This window comes from Blastococcus sp. SYSU DS1021 (genome assembly GCF_054050995.1).
Window position 1 is genome coordinate 24,719 of sequence record NZ_JBJHAL010000018.1, and the last position, 13,780, is coordinate 38,498.

11 protein-coding genes are annotated in these 13,780 nt (G+C 73.3%); 5 read left to right on the forward strand and 6 right to left on the reverse strand.

What is annotated here, in order from left to right:
• Positions 1 to 109: 109 nt before the first annotated feature.
• A complete protein-coding gene (locus tag ACI8AP_RS14105; RefSeq protein ID WP_456589983.1) occupies positions 110 to 841 on the reverse strand; it encodes a hemerythrin domain-containing protein in 732 nt (243 codons plus the stop codon).
• 101 nt (positions 842 to 942) lie between these two features.
• Between ACI8AP_RS14105 and ACI8AP_RS14110 the strand changes: the two genes are divergently transcribed.
• The 3 genes from ACI8AP_RS14110 (at position 943) to phaZ (ending at position 4,820) form a co-directional block, all read left to right on the forward strand.
• Positions 943 to 2,127, forward strand: a complete 1,185-nt coding sequence (locus ACI8AP_RS14110; protein WP_456589984.1) for an acyl-CoA dehydrogenase family protein — start codon at positions 943 to 945, stop codon at positions 2,125 to 2,127.
• A gap of 121 nt (positions 2,128 to 2,248) precedes the next feature.
• Entirely contained in the window at positions 2,249 to 4,012 is a 1,764-nt protein-coding gene (locus tag ACI8AP_RS14115) for a PHA/PHB synthase family protein (RefSeq protein ID WP_456589985.1), read from the forward strand.
• Positions 3,996 to 4,820 carry a poly(3-hydroxyalkanoate) depolymerase gene (gene phaZ, locus ACI8AP_RS14120; RefSeq protein WP_456589986.1) on the forward strand — a complete coding sequence of 275 codons (825 nt, stop codon included), beginning with the start codon at positions 3,996 to 3,998 and terminating at the stop codon, positions 4,818 to 4,820. The genes ACI8AP_RS14115 and phaZ overlap by 17 nt, the downstream gene beginning before the upstream one ends.
• A 9-nt stretch (positions 4,821 to 4,829) precedes the next feature.
• Here the strand turns inward: phaZ and betT are convergent, their stop codons facing one another.
• From betT to ACI8AP_RS14145, 5 genes are all read right to left on the reverse strand, one after another.
• Complete coding sequence (gene betT / locus ACI8AP_RS14125; protein WP_456589987.1) at positions 4,830 to 6,830, reverse strand: choline BCCT transporter BetT; 2,001 nt, start codon at positions 6,828 to 6,830, stop codon at positions 4,830 to 4,832.
• 121 nt (positions 6,831 to 6,951) lie between these two features.
• On the reverse strand, positions 6,952 to 9,609 hold the full coding sequence (locus ACI8AP_RS14130) for a putative bifunctional diguanylate cyclase/phosphodiesterase (RefSeq protein ID WP_456589988.1): 2,658 nt from the start codon (positions 9,607 to 9,609) through the stop codon (positions 6,952 to 6,954).
• 339 nt (positions 9,610 to 9,948) lie between these two features.
• Complete coding sequence (locus ACI8AP_RS14135; RefSeq protein WP_456589989.1) at positions 9,949 to 10,830, reverse strand: hypothetical protein; 882 nt, start codon at positions 10,828 to 10,830, stop codon at positions 9,949 to 9,951.
• The gene (locus ACI8AP_RS14140) at positions 10,820 to 11,044 is read right to left on the reverse strand and encodes a hypothetical protein (protein WP_456589990.1); all 225 of its coding nucleotides are present in this window, start codon (positions 11,042 to 11,044) and stop codon (positions 10,820 to 10,822) included. The genes ACI8AP_RS14135 and ACI8AP_RS14140 overlap by 11 nt, the downstream gene beginning before the upstream one ends.
• 267 nt (positions 11,045 to 11,311) lie before the next feature.
• Positions 11,312 to 11,878 carry a dienelactone hydrolase family protein gene (locus ACI8AP_RS14145; protein ID WP_456589991.1) on the reverse strand — a complete coding sequence of 189 codons (567 nt, stop codon included), beginning with the start codon at positions 11,876 to 11,878 and terminating at the stop codon, positions 11,312 to 11,314.
• A 208-nt stretch (positions 11,879 to 12,086) separates the two neighbouring features.
• Here ACI8AP_RS14145 and ACI8AP_RS14150 point away from each other — a divergent pair, with 208 nt between their 5' ends.
• Positions 12,087 to 12,293 carry a hypothetical protein gene (locus ACI8AP_RS14150; protein ID WP_456589992.1) on the forward strand — a complete coding sequence of 69 codons (207 nt, stop codon included), beginning with the start codon at positions 12,087 to 12,089 and terminating at the stop codon, positions 12,291 to 12,293.
• Positions 12,290 to 13,723 (forward strand): sodium:solute symporter family protein, encoded by a 1,434-nt coding sequence (locus ACI8AP_RS14155; RefSeq protein WP_456589993.1) that lies wholly within the window; start codon positions 12,290 to 12,292, stop codon positions 13,721 to 13,723. Before ACI8AP_RS14150 ends, ACI8AP_RS14155 begins: the two co-directional genes overlap by 4 nt.
• Positions 13,724 to 13,780: the final 57 nt, after the last annotated feature.

Consider the following 13,780-nt stretch of genomic DNA (forward strand, 5'->3'; position numbering starts at 1 on the left):
GCGACGTAGGCGCAGCACGCACTGCGGCTGACGGCCCCCTCCCGCTGCGGGAGGGGGCCGTCGACGTTCATCGGGCGAGGCCGGGGCCGCCCGGGCTGCGGCGCGCGGCTCAGCGGCTGGTCGGCGGCCCGTCGCCGCGCCGGGCCAGGGGCACCCGCTCCACCACGCCGGCGACGGCGGCCAGGCCCTGGCTCACCGCCCGCCCGGCGGGGGCGAACCGGTCCGGCACACGGCGCACCCCGGCGTCGACGACGTCGCGGGTGCGGTCGATCAGCGACAGCGGCAGCCCGGACAGCGCGTTGCCCGGAGGGCGACGGGAGACGGTGGGGTGCGGGCGGGTGGGCGAGATCCGCCGCATCACCGCCCAGCGCCGGCCCAGGGCGCGGAGCTCCTCGGGGTTGAGCGCCTCCTGGAGCCGCGGGAACATCACGTCCTCCTCGTCGCGCACGTCCTCGCGGAGCACCTCCACCAGCCGCCGCAGCCGCGCCGGGCGCTCGGGGTGGTCCAGGCCGTCGCGCTCCAGCGCGCTGACCAGCTCGTTGACCTCCTGGTGCTCCTCCTCCACCTGCCGCGTGAGGGCGTCCCCGTCGGGCAGCGCCCGGCGGATCACCGGCCAGAGGACGGTCTCCTCCGCGAAGGCGTGGCTGAACACCAGCCGGTCGATGCGGGTGAGCACCTCCTCCTGGGCGGCGCCGGTCGTGCCGTCGAGCTCGTGCAGCAGCCGGTCGAGCTCTGCGTGGTCGCGGCGCTGGCGGACGAGCACGCTGCCCGGCCCGCCCAGCTCCTCGACGGTCTGGTCGGCGATGGAACGCATCAGGAACTCCTCCGGTCGGTCGGTCACCTGGTGTCCTGCCCCCGGTGGGCCCGCGGCACGCCTGGTTGCCACCACGACCCCCGGGTAGGTGCGGACCACCGTTCCCCGATCCAGGAGGCCGAGCCCCCATGAGCAGCGAACCGTCGACGATCACCTCCGACTTCTACGACCTCGAGGCGCTGCTCGACGACGACGACCGGGCGCTGCTGCACCGGGTTCGCACCTTCATGGACGAGCAGGTGACGCCGGTCATCAACGAGTACTGGACCCGCGCGGAGTTCCCCCGTCAGCTCATCCCCGCCATGGCCGAGCTGGGCATCGCCGGCGTCTCGCTCCAGGGCTACGGCTGCCCGGGGCGCTCATCCCTGCTCGACGGCATGATCGCGATGGAGCTCTCCAAGGGCGACCCCTCCATCTCGACGTTCATGGGCGTGCACGGCGGCCTGGCCATGGGCTCGATCTACCTCTGCGGCTCAGAGGAGCAGAAGGAGCGCTGGCTCCCGGCGATGGCCCGCATGGAGCTCATCGGCGCGTTCGGGCTGACCGAGCCCGACCACGGCTCCGACGTCGCCCGCGGCCTGCAGACGACGTGCCGCCGGGACGGCGACGAGTGGGTGCTCGACGGCGAGAAGAAGTGGATCGGCAACGCCAGCTTCGCCGACCTGGTCATCATCTGGGCGCGCGACGTGGACACCGAACGCGTGCTGGGCTTCGCCGTCGAGCAGGGGACGCCAGGCTTCACCGCCGTCGACCTCCAGGACAAGATCGCGCTCCGCGCCGTGCAGAACGCGCACATCACCCTGGACGGTGTGCGGGTGCCGGAGGAGAACCGGCTGCAGGAGGCGCACAGCTTCCGGGAGACGGCCAACGTGCTGCGCACCACCCGGGCCGGGGTCGCCTGGTCGGCGGTCGGGTGCTCGCGCGGCGCCTACGAGCACGCGCTGCGCTACGCGCTGGAGCGCGAGCAGTTCGGGCAGCCCATCGTGGAGTTCCAGCTCGTGCAGGACCTGCTGGTGCGGATGCTCGGCAACATCACCGCCTCGGGGGCGATGTGCGCCCGGCTGTCCCAGCTGCAGATGGCGGGCACCATGACCGACGAGCACGCGTCGCTGGCCAAGGCCTTCTGCACGATGCGCATGCGCGAGACCGTGGGCTGGGCCCGCGAGCTCATGGGCGGGAACGGGATCCTGCTGGAGAACCACGTCGGCCGGTACGTCGCCGACGCCGAGGCGATCTACTCCTACGAGGGCACCCGCGAGGTGAACACGCTCATCGTCGGCCGCGGCGTCACGGGGGCCAGCGCGATCGTCTGACGGGCTGCGTGCACGGCCTGCCGGGTACCGAGGGCTGTGGTTGAGTGGTCGGGGTCACACACTGCCCCTCCCCGGGGCCGGCGACGTCGCCGGCCCGGGGAAGCGCACGAAGGGAACCGCCATGGCGCAGCCCGCGACCGAACCGGACCGGACGGCCTCCACACCCACCGCCGGCCGCCCCGAGAGCGACCTCCCCGCCGGGACCCCCGAGCAGGCCGCCGAGGCCGCTACGGGCCTCGACATGGTCCTGGTCGACGCCGCCCGCGGGCCGCTGCGCCGGCTGGTCCCGCCGGCCGGCACCGCGCTGCGCTTCGGCTCGGCGCTGGCCCGCAAGCCGGACGTGGTGGCCCGCCGCGGCGGGGAACTGGCCCGCGAGCTCGGCAAGGTCGTGCTCGGCCGCTCGGAGCTCGCGCCCGGGAAGAAGGACAAGCGGTTCGCCGACCCCGCGTGGAGCGGCAACCCGCTGCTCCGGCGGGCCATGCAGGCGCACCTGGCGACGGCGCGGGTGGCCTGGGAGCTGATCGAGGACGCCGACCTCGACTGGCAGGACGACGAGCGGATCCGGTTCACCGCCACGAACCTGGTCGACGCGCTCGCCCCCAGCAACGTGCCGGTGCTCAACCCGCTGGCCCTCAAGGCGGTCATCGACACCGGCGGCAAGAACGCCGTCGAGGGCGTGCGGCGGATGGTCAAGGACCTGGCGAACCCGCCCCGGGTGCCGTCGATGGTCGAGCCCGACGCCTTCACCGTCGGGGAGGACCTCGCGGTGACGCCGGGGGCCGTGGTGTTCCGCACCGATGTCTTCGAGCTGATCCAGTACCGGCCGACGACGGAGCGGGTGCGCGCGGTGCCGCTGGTGATCGTCCCGCCGACGATCAACAAGTACTACATCACCGACCTGGCGCCTGGCCGCAGCATCGTGGAGCACTACGTGGCCAGCGGCCAGCAGGTCTTCATGATCTCGTGGCGCAACCCCGACGAGCGGCACGCAGACTGGGGCCTGGACGCCTACGGGCAGGCGGTCCTCGACGCGATGGACGCCGTCGAGCGGGTCACCGGGCAGGAGCAGGTGAGCGTCCAGGCGTTCTGCTCCGGCGGCATCATCACCGCGATGGTGCTGGCCCACCTGGCCGCGACCGGCCGGCAGGACCGGGTGCGCGCGGCCAGCTACGCCGTCACCGTCCTCGACTGGGCCCGCGCCGGCACCATCTCCGCCCTCATGGACGAGGACGAGGTGCAGGCCGCCACCGAACGCTCCCGGAAGAAGGGCTACCTCGACGGCGCCCAGCTGGCGGAGGTGTTCGCCTGGCTGCGACCCAACGACCTGATCTGGAACTACTGGGTCAACAACTACCTGCAGGGCAAGCCGCCGCCGAACTTCGACATCCTGTTCTGGAACGCCGACACGACCCGGATGAGCGCAGCCCTGCACCGCGACTTCATCGAGGTGGCACTGGGCAACGCGCTGACCGAGCCCGGCCGGGCCACCATGCTCGGCTCGCCGGTGGACCTGTCGGCGGTCACCGTCGACTCCTACGTCACCGCGGGGATCGCCGACCACCTGTGCCCGTGGCAGGCCTGCTACCGGACCACCCAGCTGCTCGGCGGGGAGAGCCGGTTCATCCTCTCCACCAGCGGCCACATCGCCTCCCTGGTGAACCCGCCGGGCAACCCGAAGTCCACCTTCCAGGTGGCGGGCGCCACGCCACCCGACCCCCAGGAGTGGCTGCGGTCGGCCGAGACGGTGCAGGGCTCCTGGTGGCCGGACTTCATGGCCTGGCTCGGCGAGCGGTCGGGCGAGGAGGTGCCGGCGCCGGCCGAGCTGGGTGGGAACGGCCTCGAGGTGCTCGCCGAGGCCCCGGGCACCTATGTCTTCGACAAGTAGTCGGGAGGTCGTCCGCAGCCTCACCGTCGGGGGCCGGACGCTCCGGACCGCCGTGCGGCCGGGTACCGACGACGCGGTGCCGCCGCTGCTGCTGATGAACGGCATCGGCGCCAGCCTGGAGGTGCTGCAGCCCTTCGTCGACGCGCTGGATCCCCGGCGCACCGTCATCCGGTTCGACGTGCCGGGCGTGGGCGGCTCACCGCCACCCGTCGTCCCCTACCTGCTCTCCACGCTGAGCCCCGTGGTCGCCGGGCTGCTGGACCGGCTGGGCCACCACCGGCCGGTGGACGTCCTCGGGCTGTCCTGGGGCGGAGGGCTGGCCCAGCACTTCGCGGTGCAGCACCGGCGCCGCTGCCGGCGGCTGGTGCTGGCCGCGACGGCGACCGGCTCCCTCATGGTGCCGGCCCGCCCCGCCGTGCTGGCCCGCATGCTGACCCCGCGGCGGCACCGCGACCCGGAGTACGCCCGCGAGATCGCCGGCCTGATCTACGGCGGGACGATGCGCACCGACCCCGAGCGGGCGGCGGCGGCGCTGCACACGCACACCCGGGTCGGCCCGAAGCGCGGCTACTACTACCAGCTCGCCTCGAGCACCGGGTGGAGCAGCCTGCCGTTCCTGCGGCTCATCCGGCAGCCGACGCTGGTGGTGGCGGGGGACGACGACCCGATCATCCCGGTCGTGAACGCCCGGGTGATGGCCCGGCTGATCCCCCGGGCGCAGCTGCACGTCTACCGCGGCGGGCACATCGCGCTGGTCACCGAGGCCGACGAGCTGGCCCCGGTGATCGAGTCGTTCCTCGACGGCTGACCGGGCGGTTCAGCCGCGGGCGGCCGCGGCGGCGACGTGCTGCTCGAAGCGGTCCATCACGTCGTCGATGAGCTGGGCGTGGGTGTAGTTCATGACGTCGTAGCCGCCGGCCCCCGCCGGGCTGCCCGGCTCGACCTGGACATCGAGCCGGGAGGCACCCGGGTCCGACGACGGCCGGGCGCCGTCCCCGCGGCGCGGCGGGCGGCTGGGCCGGATGCGGTAGCGGAACGGCGCGCCGCCGTCGGCCTGCGCCGTGAGCTCGACGCAGGGCGCGCCGGAGTCGTCGACGGCCCAGTGCATGTCCGACTCGACCTCCCGGGCGCGCAGCTCGGCCGCGGCCTCCGCCAGGGCCGGCCGCGCCGTCTCGTGGAGGTACTGGTCGACCCGCTCACGGCCGGTGGGGACAGGTGCCCGGCGCCGTCGCAGCCGGGCGCGCCGCCGCGCGGCCGGCCGGCCGGAGGGAGCGATCCGGTGGCGGTTGACGGCGCGATCGGCCTCGCTGCGCAGCGCGCGGTGCAGCCCGACCATCACCGCCACCATCACGAAGGCGAAGGGCAGGCCCATGATGATGGTCGCGTTCTGGAGCGCGGGCACGCCGCCGACCAGCAGCATCGCAGCGGTGAGCACGCCGGTCACGACCGCCCAGACGATCCGGACGCCGGCGGCCGCGTCGTCCTGCGGCCGGCGCAGCCGCGAGGACAGGTTCGCCATCACCAGCGCGCCGGAGTCCGCGGACGTCACGTAGAACAGCAGGCCGATGAAGGTCGCGATCGAGGCGATGAACGGAAAGGCCGGGTAGTCCGCCAGGAGGGTGTAGAAGCCCCGCTCCGGGATGTTCATCGCCGTCTCGCCGAACGCCGCATCGCCCTGCCGGATGCGGTCGATGGCGCTGTTCCCGAAGATCGACACCCACATCAGGATGTAGCTGAAGGGCAGCAGCAGCGTCCCGGCCACGAACTGGCGGATCGTCCGGCCCCGCGAGATGCGGGCGAGGAAGAGCCCGACGAAGGACGCCCAGGCGATCCACCACGCCCAGAAGAACAGCGTCCAGCCGTTCAGCCACTCGTCCGGCCGGTCGTAGGCGAAGGTCTCCATGGTGAGGCCGGGGAAGCTGCTCACGAAGTCCCCGACGTTCTGGACCAGCCCGTTGAGCAGGAACGCAGTGTTGCCGGTCACCAGCACGAAGCCGGCCAGCCCCAGGGCGAGGACGACGTTGAGCTGGGAGAGCCGCTTGATACCCCGGTCGACACCGCTCACCGCGGACACCGTCGCCACGCCCACGGCCAGGGCGATCAACCCCAGCTGCGCGGCCCGGCCCTCGGGGATGCCGAACAGCACCGACAACCCGTAGTTCAGCTGCACCACACCGATGCCCAGCGACGTGGCGACGCCGAAGATCGTGCCGAGGACCGCCGCGACGTCCACGGCGTCGCCCAGCGAGCCGTGCACGCGCCGGCCGAAGATCGGGTACAGCACCGAGCGGATGGCCAGCGGCATGTTCATGCGGTAGGCGAAGTAGGCCAGCGCCATCCCCATCAGCGCGTACATGCCCCAGCCGTTGATGCCGTAGTGGAACAGCGTCCACACGGTCGCCTCGCGGGCGGCCTCCACCGTCTCGCCCTCAACCACCGGCGGGGCCAGGTACTGCGTGACCGGCTCGGCGACGGCGAAGAACATCAGGTCGGTGCCGATGCCGGCGGCGAAGAGCATCGACGCCCAGGCGAAGGTGCTGAACTGCGGGGTGGAGTGCTCGGGGCCGAGCTTGACCTTCCCGTACCGCGAGAAGGCGATGGCCAGGACGAAGACGAGCACGGCGGTGGCGAAGGCGATGTAGAACCAGCCGAACCACTCCGACGTCCAGCCGACCAGGGAGCCGATCGTCTCCGCGGCCGACGTCGGGGTCGCCGTCGCCCAGAGCGCGATCGCGAGGACGCCGGCGACCGAGCCGTAGAAGACGCGCCGTTTGATCCCGGAGCCCGCGTCGGGGGACCGGGTGCCGGGCTCGCTCATGCCCGCTTCCCCCACTCTGTCGCGAGGTGCGCTGCCGACGTCTTCGATGTGCCGCTCACCGGCCGGATGGTGGCACACCCGGCGGCGTGCGGCAGCCGCACGGCAGCCCGGGCCGACGGGCTCAGGTGGTGGGGGCGGCCGTCTCCTCCCGGCGCAGCAGCGCTCCGGCCTTGGCCGCGGGCAGCGGCCGGGACAGCAGGTAGCCCTGCGCCCGGTCACACGCCTGTGCCCGGAGCCGCGCCATCTGCGCGTCCTCCTCAACCCCCTCGGCGACCACGGTGAGACCGAACGTGTGCGCCGCGCGGATCATCAGGGCGACCAGTTCGAGGTGGGCGGGCTCCCCCGACGCCACGAAGCTGCGGTCGATCTTCAGCGTGTCCACGGGCATGTTCCGCAGCTGCCCGATCGAGGTGTACCCGGTGCCGAAGTCGTCGATGGCGATGCCGACGCCCATGTCCCGCAGCTCGGTCAGGTGGTCGTACGCGGCCGGGTCGTCCACCAGCACCGTCTCGGTGACCTCGAGGACCAGCAGCCGCGCCGGCAGCCCGGAGGTGGCGAGCGCGTCCGCGACGTCGGTGACCACCCGCCGGTCGGCGAGGTGCCGGCCGGAGATGTTCACCGCGATCGTCGGCTCGGGCCGCCCCGGGGCCACCGGGAACTCCTTCCGCCACTGCGCCAGCTGACGGGTCGCCTCCTGCAGCACGAAGCGGTCGATGTCCCCGACGAGGCGGGACCGCTCGGCGACCGGGATGAACTGGTCCGGCGGGACCGGGCCGACGCCCGGCCGGTCCCAGCGGACCAGTGCCTCGTACCCGGTCAGCCGGTCGGACGCCAGGTCCATGACCGGCTGGTAGACCAGGTGCATCTCGCCGCTGGCCAGGCCGTGGCTGATGGCCGCCTCGAGCTCGGCCTGCTCGGTCAGCTGCAGCCGGAGCGTCTCGTCGAAGATCTCCGCCCGGCCCCGGCCGTGCGCCTTGGCCCGGTACGCGGCGGTGTCGGCCTCGGCGAAGAGCACGTCGGCGTCGGTGCCGCCGTCGCGGCTGATCGCCACGCCGACGCTGGCGCCGACGCCGACCGTCAGCGCCCCCACCGGGATCGGCTCGCTGACCGAGGCGATGAGCCGCTCGGCGAGGTCGATCAGGTCGTGCTCGGCGTGCACCGGCTCGACCAGGACGACGAACTCGTCGCCGCCGAGGCGGCAGACGACGTCACCCGGGCGCACGGCCGCCCGGAGCCGGCCCGCCACCGCGCGCAGCACCTCGTCGCCGGCCGCGTGGCCGTGGCCGTCGTTGACGGCCTTGAAGCCGTCCAGGTCGATGAAGAGGAGACCGGTCATCTCCCCGGACCGCCGGCCGCGGTGCAGGGCCGAGGTCACGAGGGTGAGGGCCTGCGCGCGGTTGGGCAGCTCGGTCAGCGGGTCGTGCGTGGCCTGGTGCGCGAGAGCGAACTGCAGCTCCTCGCGCTGGCGCACCGAGGTGACGATCGCCTTGACCGAGGCGTGCACGACCTCGCCGAGCGGGCCGGGCAGGGGCTCGTCGAGGAGCGCGTCGTCGAGGTCGCCGCGGGCCACGGCCTGCGCCTGGTCCTGGATCCGGCGCAGCCCGGCGACGGCCGACCCGAGCGCGGCCGAGACCGTCCGGACCTCCCGCGGCCCGGCGACCTCGACCGCCACCAGCGATCCCTCGCTGATCTCGGTCGCCTGGGCGGCGAGCAGGCGGAGCGCCCCGGTGACGCTGCGGCCGAGGACGAAGGCGCCGAGCAGCGAGGCGACGAGCAGGCCGGCTCCCATCAGCAGGACGAACTGGAGCCGGTCGCCGGCGCGCTCAAGGTCGGCGGCCACGAGCTGCCGGGCCTCGTCGACCGCCGTCCCGACCAGCTCGGCCAGCATCGTGCTGCGGTCCTGGCTCTGGAACAGCACGGTGACCAGGTCGCTGAGCGGCATGGCGGCGCCGCCGTCGTCGGTGAGTCCCTGCGCGAGCAGGCCGTCCAGCTGGGTGACGACGTCGGAGGTGCGGACCTCCTCCCAGGCATCCCGCAGGCCCTGCCCCGAGACAGTGTCCATCCGGCGCTGGGCGTCCAGGTAGTCCAGCCACTGGGTCTCCCAGGCGGTGCGGGAGCCGATCAGCTCGTCGCCGCCCTCGGCCAGCAGGGAGCCGATGAAGAGGGGCATCTGCCGGCCGGCGGCCTGCGCCAGCTGGGCCACGGTCTGGACGTCACGGATGGCCCGCAGCGTGTTCCCGGGCACGCCCTCGGAGGTCGCTGCCGCGGCGGCCGCCGCCTGCGCGTTCATGAGGTCGTTGGAGACGCGCAGGAACCGGAGGTGCAGCGCCTCGATGTCCAGCCGGCCCGCCTGGTCGGCCTGGCGCAACTCCGCCAGGTCATCGGCGGCACGCGCCGCGGCCGCCGCCCCGACGGAGCCCGCCGAGACCCGGGCCAGGGCCTGGTCGGTGACTGCTCGCGCACGAGCCGCCTCGTCGATCGCGGTCTGCCGCTGGGTGCGCAGGAAGAACTCGGGCAGCCCGAGGGCCGCCGCGGCCGCCGGATCGCCGATGACCGACAGCGACAGGACCGGGATCATCTCCTGCTCCACACCGCTGCGCGCGGCATCGAGCAGGGCCAGCGCGCGCACGGCGACCTCGGCACGCTCCGCGCCGGCGACCTCGGCCGCGCGCGCCTGGGCCGCCGCGACGGTGAGGACCCCGACGCCGACCATGGGCAGGAGCACCAGGGCGATCAGGTACCGCCGCAGCGGGAACCCGCGCCGTCGCCCGCTATCCACGTCCTGGTGTGTGCGCACGCTGCTCCTATCGGGCCGTGATCCACGGCACTTGAGGTCGGTCCCCACCCGTCCAGGTGAGGTGACACGGGCAGGGGGGCACAGGCAGTTCGCAGGCGCTGCCGAGGGAAACCGTCAGACCTGCCGGGGATGCTCACGGCACGCCCCAGCCCCGAGGAGATCCGTGATCGACCTGGCCCCCCGTCCCACCCGCCCGCAGTCCGCGCGCCTGCCGTCGGCCGGCGCCCGCCTACCGGCCCGCTTGCGCCAGCGCGCCGTGCTCGTGGTGCCACCCGTTCCGGGGGCCGACCGCCGGGAGTGACACCGGTCCGCGCCCCCGGGTCAGCGGGCTGGTGCCGTCACCAGGTGGCACCCGGGGGAGCCGAACTCCTCCACCTCGAAGCCCATCAGCCGCAGCACGGTGACGACGGCCGCGGTCATCGACCGCTGCACGGCGGCCTCCATGGCACCGCCACGGGCCTGGTGGACGCTCATCCGGTCGTGCTGACGCCAGGTCACGAGGACCCCGGCCGAGTCCGGGTGCGGGGTCAGGCAGACCCCGCCCACGGCGTGCCCCACGCCTTCCCGGCCGTCGCAGTCGTGCAGGGGCAGCCCGGCCTCGAGCAGCGCGGCGGTGACGTCGACGGCCAGCGTGGTCAGCACGTCGTCGTCGTCGGTCATGAACGGGTCCCAGTCCTCCGGGAGCAGGTCGAGCTGGTCCCCCAGGTCGGCCAGCCAGTCGCGCTCCTCCGCCGACTGCCGCCGGACCACGCCGCCGTCCGCCCGCCGACCGCCGTGGACGACCCGCGTGCGGTCGGTCAGGTCCTCGGCCAGGCGCGCCCACTCGGCGTCGAGCGAGTCCGCGAACGGACCGGCCACTGTCGCACCGTCGTGCTCGTCGACCAGCCACCAGCCGGTCGCCCCCGTGGTGTCGGGGAGGCTCCGGCCGACCGGGTGGGTGGCCAGGCCGACAGCCGCCCGCTCCGCCCCGGGCTGCCCGGCCGCATCGCCGGAGGACTCGACGCCTGCGGCGTCAGCGGCCGCGCGGGCGGCCGCGCCCTGGCCGGCGGGCTGCGGCGCGTGGACGGTGGCGCGGTGCGCCCGCACCGCGTTGCGCTCGAACTCGTACCGGGCGGTGGAGCTCGCGGCCAGGACGACGACGAGCGCGATCAGCCCGCAGCACCCCAGCAGCGGCCCGGCGATGGCCAGCAGCTCACCAGGCACGCCAGGCCCCCTGCGGCCCCGCGCCCCAGGACGCCGCGCGGTTCGTCCACTCCTGCACCCGGGCCGCCCACCCGGGGTGCGGTGGGCGCACCACCGGTGGCGCGGGGACCGGCTCCTCCACCATCAGCTCCCTGAGCAGGTCCAGACCCGGGTCGTCGAAGACCTCGCGCAGGGGGAGGGACGGCGTGCGGACAGGTGATGCGGTGGCGTGCACTGGGGGCTCCTCGCAGGTGGTGCTCCGCGGCTGGGAAGCACCGCGGATGACCCGAAGGCTAGGGACGACGGGCCCCCGCGAAGGCCGCTCGGACCGGTTCCGGGCCTGGCCCGTGTCCGTTTCGTTGCGGAGCGGGGCCCGGGCGCGCGGTGACCCCTTCCCCGGGACGCCGACCTGTCGACAAACCACCCGTTCGCGAGCGTGGCGGGGGCCGATGGCCGGGTCGGTCATCCCGCCGCGGACCCGGCGCGCCGGCGTGTCGCGGGTCTACCGCAGGCCGGCGAGGAACGCCCGCACGCGCTGCGCCAGCAGGGCGGCCGCACCCGGGTCGTGGTCGGGCAGGCTGCTGTCGCTGAACAGGTGCCGGTCGCCCGGGTAGAGGAACAGCTGCGCGCCGTCGATCGCCTCGGCGAGATCGCGCGCGACGTCGACGTCCCCCCACTCATCGGCGTCCATGACGTGGAACTGCACCGGCACGCCCGCGGGCCAGTCGTCGGCGAACTCGCCGAGTGGGACGGCGGCGTGCATCAGGACCGCGCCGGCGGCCCCCGGACGGGTCTGCGCCAGCAGCTGCGCCGGCATGACCCCGAGGGAGAAACCGGCGTAGACCAGCCGCTCGGGCAGCTCCGCGACGGCCGCGCGGCCGCGCTCCAGCACCGTGCCGAAGCCGATCTCCTGAGCGTGCGCGACGCCGTTCTGGAGGGTGTCGAACGTGCGTCCCCCGTACAGGTCGGGCGTGTGGACGACGTGCCCGTCCGCGCGCAGCTCGTCGGCGAACGCACGGACGCCGGGGGTCAGCCCCTGCGCGTGGTGGAACAGCACGACCTCTGCCATGCACTGACGCTAGCCGCCGGGAACCAGACGGGATGCCGCGTGGACGGGTGGTCCCGGCGGAACGCTCACCGGTCGAGCGGGGCCGTCCAGCTCCCTCCCCGGTCCCGGCTACGGGGTCAGTCGACAGTCAGCCCTCGGTATTGACATTGGCGCCAGTGTCAACAACTGTGAGCGGCGCTTGTGGTCGACAACACATCCGGAGGTCGGCATGCGCCGCCAGAACCTGCCGAAGGCCGAGAGCGGCCTGTTGGCTGCCATCGCGCTCATCGCATTTGTGATCTTCCTGCCTTGGAGCCATGACCTGACCGTCGCCGACGTCAGCGTCTTCGCCTGGGCGATGTTCGGGGTCATGGTTATGGCCCCGGCGGCCGGGCTCGTGCTCGCGCTCACCAGCCGAGAGGAGGGCGACGCGTGACCCTCACCGTGGTCGCCGCGTACTTCGTCGTGCTGGTCCTGATCGGCTGGTACGCCCACCGGCGCGTCAAGGGCTCCACGGACCAGTATTTCGTGGCCGGCCGCAACATCGGCACCTTCGCCAACTCGTGGGCCTTCCTCGCCTCACTCGCCAGCGGTGGGTCCGTCATGGCGACGGCCGGCACCGCGCTCGCCCTGGGGCTGCCCTACGGGGCCGCACTGGTCGCCGGCGCACCTGTGGGGTTCGTCGTTGCGTCCATCTTCGTCGCTCGGCCGCTGCGCGAGCTGGGCAAGTACACGCTCCCGGACTACCTGCGGTCGCGCTACGACAGCCGGCTCATCCAGTGGCTGGTGCCGCTGCTCATCCTGGCCGCGAGCATGGCCTACATCGTCGCCCAGCTGAAAGGCGCCAGCATCGTCGCCTCGGAGGTCATCGGCGTCGATTACCGGATCGGGCTGTGGGCGTCGAGCATCATCTTCATCCTGTACGTCGCCCTGGGCGGATTCCTCTCGGTCACCTGGAACGACATCTTCCAGGGCATCCTGATGTTCGCCACGATGATCTTCTTCGCCGTCTCCGTCCTCAGCTCGATCGGCAACTGGTCGGAGGCCTTCGCCGACGCGAACACGCGCTTCCCGGGACTGGGCACCTTCGCCGAGTCGCTCCCGATGGCCTCCTACATCGGTGCGTTCGTGACGTGGGCGACGGCCATCTCGGTGCTCCCGCATGTGATCATGCGGGTCTACTCGGCGCGCAACGTCCGGTCCGCCCGGGTGTCGCTCAACGTGGCGATGCTGATCTACGGCGTGATGATGCTCATCGTGGCCCTGGTGCTGACCACCGGCGCCGCCGTGCTGATTGACGACATCGACCTCTCGAACCCCGATGCGCTCTTCCTGGCCCTCTCCCAGGGTGTCCTGTCGCCTCTCATGCAGGGCGTGGTGGCCGCGGCCATCCTCGCGGCGATCATGTCTACGACGGCCGGTCTGCTGATGGCGTGCAACTCGGCCATCGCGCACGACATCTACAAGTCCCTTCTCCGGCCCGGCGCGACGGAGCAGCAGGTCGTCCGGGCGGCGCGCCTGGCCACCTGGGGCGTCGGTCTCGTCTGCACGCTGTTTGCCCTCAACCCCCCCGAGTTCCTCATCGTCCTTTACACCGCGGCGGTCGGCCTCCTCGCCTCCTCCCTGTTCGCGCCGATGGTGCTCGGAATCTGGTGGCCCCGAGCGACCACCAGGGGCGCGACCGCCGGCATGCTCGGTGGCGCCGCCTCGTTCGTCGTCGCGTTCGCGTTCTTCGAGCTGCCCGCGTCCAGCGAGGTCCTCATCGGCCTCCCGCTGTCGCTGCTGCTCACCGTGGTGGTGAGCCTCGGTGACACCAGCGGCCGGACGTCGAAACAACGGCCGGTCTCCGAGGCCGCGGCCTCCTGAGCGGGTCGGCGGGTTCGGCTGGCCGATTCACCGGCCCCGGACCCGTCGGCGCGACGC

What these genes read in the sequence shown, in the direction of transcription:
- betT (WP_456589987.1), bottom strand. Translation starts at nt 6,830, where the DNA reads ATGAGCGAGCCCGGCACCCGGTCCCCCGACGCGGGCTCCGGGATCAAA.
- ACI8AP_RS14150 (WP_456589992.1), top strand. Translation starts at nt 12,087, where the DNA reads ATGCGCCGCCAGAACCTGCCGAAGGCCGAGAGCGGCCTGTTGGCTGCC.
- ACI8AP_RS14145 (WP_456589991.1), bottom strand. Translation starts at nt 11,878, where the DNA reads ATGGCAGAGGTCGTGCTGTTCCACCACGCGCAGGGGCTGACCCCCGGC.
- ACI8AP_RS14110 (WP_456589984.1), top strand. Translation starts at nt 943, where the DNA reads ATGAGCAGCGAACCGTCGACGATCACCTCCGACTTCTACGACCTCGAG.
- phaZ (WP_456589986.1), top strand. Translation starts at nt 3,996, where the DNA reads ATGTCTTCGACAAGTAGTCGGGAGGTCGTCCGCAGCCTCACCGTCGGG.
- ACI8AP_RS14115 (WP_456589985.1), top strand. Translation starts at nt 2,249, where the DNA reads ATGGCGCAGCCCGCGACCGAACCGGACCGGACGGCCTCCACACCCACC.